Genomic DNA, 887 nt, shown 5'->3' with positions numbered 1-887 from the left:
TTGACAAGTGCCTATGCGGTTTCAGGAGACGAACGCCGTCTCCATGACATCCTGCGCAGCGCACTCGATGGCATCGCCGACGAGATTCACGACACACCCCTTGGCAATCTCATCGCCATCCGCAAGGGCCGCTCGAGTGAACACTCCATCCTCTTCGCCGCACATCTTGATGAGGTCGGCGCCTGGGTAACAAGGATCAACGATAAGGGCTTTCTCGGCATCCATTGCCGCTCGATCGACGAGCGTGTCTGGCCGGGACTGCAGGTCGTCGTCCATGGCACAGAGCCTCTGCCCGGTATTATCGGACTCAAACCGGTCCACGTCATGTCGCACGACGAAATGAACAAGCCGGTTGGCCCCGAAGATCTCTGGATCGATGTCGGATTTCCACGTGAGCAGGTCGTCACAATGGTCCCCATCGGTTCCACCGTCACCTTCACAGCCGGCATCAGCAAACTCATGAACGAGCGCTTCGCGGGAAAGACCCAGGACGACCGCCTCTGTGGCGTGGCCCTGGTGGAGGCCCTCGAGCTCCTCAAGGATATGACGTTGCCGTATGATGTCGTCATGGCCTTCACCGTCCAGGAGGAGATCACCGGGAACGGCGCCTGGACCAGTGGCTACTTCGCGCATCCAGATGTCGGTATCGCCGTCGACGTCACGCATGCCGACACCGAGGGTGTCCCTGAGCACAAGACCATCCCGCTCGGCGGCGGTCCAGGCGTCGCGGTCGGCCCTGTTGCCAATGACCACGTCCTCGAACTCATTCGCAGAAGAGCCAAGGCAGTCGAGATCCCCACCAGCGAAGAACCCTGCATGTCATATTCCGGCACTGATGCGGACGCGTTGCAGCTTGTCGGTTCCGGTATCGCCACCGGCGTCCTGAG

General features: G+C 60.7%; 1 protein-coding gene. It reads left to right on the top strand.

What is annotated here, in order from left to right:
- A partial coding sequence (locus SMC5_RS00855) for a zinc-binding metallopeptidase family protein (RefSeq protein WP_207798932.1) occupies positions 1-887 on the top strand: 887 nt, incomplete at both ends.

Source organism: Candidatus Cryosericum odellii, from assembly GCF_003570935.1.
In the GTDB taxonomy this organism is placed as follows: Bacteria; Caldisericota; Caldisericia; order Cryosericales; family Cryosericaceae; genus Cryosericum; species Cryosericum odellii.
This window is presented reverse-complemented; position numbering and strand designations above follow the sequence as displayed.